We start from the raw sequence: 3,331 nt of genomic DNA, 5'->3' as shown, positions 1-3,331 counted from the left end.
CCTCTGCACCCTGCGCCCTGCCGGAATGGCGCATACGTCGGCGCTCCCGACCGGGGAGCGGCGACGTCCTGGGCTGCCTCGTCTACGTCGGCGTCGCCGATGGGAACCCCGGCCGCTCGCGGCGGACCGGTGTCGTCAGACCGGCTCCGCTACCCCCGTGAGCAGCACCATCCCGGAGTCGCCGTAGTCCGGCAGGGCGCGGTCGGCGTCGATGTGGGTGACATCCAGGTCGCGGGTCAGAGGGGTGAAGACCTCTGTGACCGTCGTCGGGTTCACCGGGCAGCCCGGCCAGCGGGACGCCGGGCCGATGCGGTGGGTCGGCAGGTTCTCCATGAACGCGGCGACCAGGTGGCCGCCCGGCGCGACCGTGCGGACGAAGGTGCGGCAGAACTCGGCGAACTCGGCGAAGTCCTCCGTGGCGCCCTCGGCGACGAAGTGCATGGAGGCCAGTTCGTAGAAGCCGGGCGGCAGGGTCCGGACGTCGGCGTGGACGACGTTCACCGGCGCCAGCGCCCCGGCCAGGGTCGCCGGCACGTCGGGGTTGAGCTCCCGGCACAGCGCGTGGAAGGGAAGCCAGCTCGCGTCGAGGCGGTGACAGATCTGTTCCTGGAGATAGGCGACGCTGCTCGCCCCCGCCTCCACGGCGTCGATCCTGCGGCACGCGGCGGACGCGAGGATCAGCGGGTAGAGGTTGGGGCCCGCGCCGAACTCCACCGAGCGGTCGATGCCGCCGGGCGAAAAACGCCGGTAGAAGGCGCTGTGGTGCGCGATGATCGCCGCGTCCGAGGAATGCACCTCGCGGTAGTTCTCCGCGAGGTAGTCCGCGACCGGCCAGCGGTCCCAGTCCACGTCGTCGTTGTGCGTCGTCATGGCCGTTCAGCCCTTCAGCCGCAGCGGGAATCGCTCGGACAGCCGGGTCAGGGTCCCGTCGAGGTGATCGATGTCGGCGTCGGAGTGCAGTGCCGTGAGCTGGACGCGGAAGCCCACCCGGTCACGGGGGACGAGGGGGTGGGCGGCGAGCGTCACGTAGACGCCCTCCTCCCGGAGGAACGCGGCGACCGCGTCCAGGTCCGCGGGGTTCACCAGGGGGACCTCCACGATGGGCAGCCGGTCCGTGTTCAGGGTGCTCACGCCCGGGCCGTCCAGGTGATCGAGCCCCCGGCCAGCCGCCGCGGTCTTCAGCCGGTTCTTCAGCTCCGACGGCAGCGCGAGGAACGCGAGCAGGGCACGCAGGTCGGCGAGCCGCTCGGCGAGGAAACGGCGCAGGGTGGCCCCCTGGGCGCGGGCCACCACGCGGCCGTCGTGGAGTCGCCCGCGATGAAGGTGAGCAGTCCGCCGGCCAGGACCCACCAGGGCCACCGATGGGCGGGGGCGGTGGACGCGCGTGCCGACCAGCACGGCGGTGGAGAGGCCCGAGAGGCCGATGGCGGCCCACAGAGCGGGACGTGCCGCCGGGACGGTCATGTACACGAGGGTGGCCACCGTGACCAGGGCGACGCAGGCGGTCGTCAACCGCCGTGCGGGCAGCGAAGACATGCGCCTCCCCCCGTTGGGGAGACCGGGGCGTGACGCCTGGTCCGGTTGAATTCGATCGTAGATTCGCCCATGCGGCCCTGCATCTCGGGCGGGCGGCGCCCCTCAGCGGGGGCGCCGGGCGGGCCGGGGGAGTCCTGGGGCGGCTCAGCCGCGCCCGCGATGGAACCGCACGTGCAAATCCCGGATCCGTTCCGTCAGTTCGGGCACCGGCCCGTCCACGATCACACCGGGTGCGACCTCGTGGACGGGGAGTGTCCGCACCGGTGGCGCGGGGACTCCCAACTCGCCCAGCCAGGATACGAGTTGCTCGGACGAGGCGACGTAGGCGATGCGGCCCAGGCCGACCCAGGCGTGCGCCGCCGCGCACATCGGGCAGTGCTCGCCGGAGGTGTAGACCGTGGCCGCCGCCCGCTCCTCGGGCGTGAGATGGGCGGCCGACCAGCGGGCCAGCTCGAACTCGGGGTGCCGGGTGCGGTCGCCCGAAGCCACGCGGTTGCGGTCCTCGGCGAGGACCGTGCCGTCCTTCCCCACCAGAACCGAACCGAACGGTTCGTCCCCGTCGTCCAGTGCCTCGGCCGCGAGCTCCACGCAGCGGCGCAGGTGAGGCAGTTCCGTGTCCTTCACGACCATGGTGCCGGGCCCTTCCTCGTGACGAAGTGATCAACAGGACTGTACGGCGGGCGCGGCGCACGGCCCCACCGGACATCGCGCTGCCCGGCCGCCCGTCGGATGTCACATCCACGCCCCTCCGATCCGTCGCATGGTCATGACGACGAACCAGAAGAACCAGAGCATCCTCCTTGCCGGCGCGAGCGGTGTCCTCGGCCGGCACATCACCCACGCACTCACCGAGGCGGGCCACAAGGTCACCGGACTGGGCCGGAGCCGGGACAACGGCATCCGCGCCGACCTCATGGACCGCGACGCGCTGCTGCGCGCCGTCGACGGACACCACTTCGACACCGTGATCCACGCCGCGACCGCGCTGCGCAAGCCCCCCATGCGGGACCGCGACATGGACGCCACCGACGCGCTGCGCACGCAGGGCACGGCCCACCTGGTCGAGGCCGCCCGCGTCACCGGAGCCCGCCGTTTCGTCGCGGAGTCGATCGTCTTCGGTTACGGCTACGGGGATCACGGCGACCGCCCGCTCACCGAGGACGACCCCTTCGGCCCGCTCGGCAGGACACCGCAGTTGGAGCAGCACATCGCCGCCATGCGGATCAAGGAGCGGCTCACCTTCGAATCGGAGGCACTGGAGGGCATCGCGCTCCGCTTCGGCCTGTTCTACGGCCCCGGCGGCACCGACACCCTGCTGCCGCTGCTGCGCAGGCGACAGTTGCCGATGCCCGGCGACCGTGACCGGGTGCTGCCGTGGGTGGAGCTCACCGATGCCGCCCGCGCGGTGGCCGCCGCCGTGGAACGCGGCCGGCCGGGGCGGGCGTACAACATCGCGGACCGCACCCCGCTCGGCTTCCGCGCCCACATCGAGAGCGTGGCCGAAACATTCGGACTGCCGAAGCCGATGACCGTGCCGCTGTGGCTGATGAAACCCATGTCGTACGCGCACACCGTGATGGCGTCGCGGCTGCGGGTGTCCTGCGCCAAGGCGGAAAGCGAACTGGGCTGGACCCCGCGCTACCCGTCCAGCGGCGAGGGGCTCGCCGCGATGCGGCCGGCGAACCGCTGATGCCGCGGGAGCGCCGGCCGGTGCGGCTCCGGTGTGCCGGGCCGACGGGCCGCGGCACACCGGGTGCCAGGTGTCTCCTGGTGTCGCGCACGTACTGTCGTCACG

Annotated in this window: 4 protein-coding genes; 1 reads left to right on the top strand and 3 read right to left on the bottom strand. The window is 72.5% G+C overall.

The features are described 5' to 3' along the window. Nucleotides 1-135: 135 nt before the first annotated feature. From ACFTZL_RS43110 to ACFTZL_RS43100, 3 genes are all read right to left on the bottom strand, one after another. Nucleotides 136-870 (bottom strand): class I SAM-dependent methyltransferase, encoded by a 735-nt coding sequence (locus ACFTZL_RS43110; RefSeq protein WP_382595556.1) that lies wholly within the window; start codon nt 868-870, stop codon nt 136-138. A gap of 6 nt (nt 871-876) precedes the next feature. Further along, nucleotides 877-1,536 carry a hypothetical protein gene (locus ACFTZL_RS43105; protein ID WP_382595553.1) on the bottom strand — a complete coding sequence of 220 codons (660 nt, stop codon included), beginning with the start codon at nt 1,534-1,536 and terminating at the stop codon, nt 877-879. Nucleotides 1,537-1,680: 144 nt separating this feature from the next. Next, nucleotides 1,681-2,166 (bottom strand): nucleoside deaminase, encoded by a 486-nt coding sequence (locus tag ACFTZL_RS43100; RefSeq protein ID WP_382595550.1) that lies wholly within the window; start codon nt 2,164-2,166, stop codon nt 1,681-1,683. 136 nt (nt 2,167-2,302) lie between these two features. On the opposite strand from ACFTZL_RS43100, the gene ACFTZL_RS43095 reads away from it, so the two are divergent. Next, nucleotides 2,303-3,226 carry an NAD-dependent epimerase/dehydratase family protein gene (locus ACFTZL_RS43095; RefSeq protein ID WP_382595559.1) on the top strand — a complete coding sequence of 308 codons (924 nt, stop codon included), beginning with the start codon at nt 2,303-2,305 and terminating at the stop codon, nt 3,224-3,226. Nucleotides 3,227-3,331: the final 105 nt, after the last annotated feature.

Origin of the sequence: Streptomyces sp. NPDC056948, from assembly GCF_042674225.1 — a bacterium.
Taxonomy (GTDB): domain Bacteria; phylum Actinomycetota; class Actinomycetes; order Streptomycetales; family Streptomycetaceae; genus Streptomyces; species Streptomyces purpurascens.
This window is presented reverse-complemented; position numbering and strand designations above follow the sequence as displayed.

Excerpts from the sequence above, each read along its gene's own strand:
- ACFTZL_RS43110 (WP_382595556.1), bottom strand. The coding sequence starts at position 870 with ATGACGACGCACAACGACGACGTGGACTGGGACCGCTGGCCGGTCGCG.
- ACFTZL_RS43105 (WP_382595553.1), bottom strand. The coding sequence starts at position 1,536 with ATGTCTTCGCTGCCCGCACGGCGGTTGACGACCGCCTGCGTCGCCCTG.
- ACFTZL_RS43100 (WP_382595550.1), bottom strand. The coding sequence starts at position 2,166 with ATGGTCGTGAAGGACACGGAACTGCCTCACCTGCGCCGCTGCGTGGAG.
- ACFTZL_RS43095 (WP_382595559.1), top strand. The coding sequence starts at position 2,303 with ATGACGACGAACCAGAAGAACCAGAGCATCCTCCTTGCCGGCGCGAGC.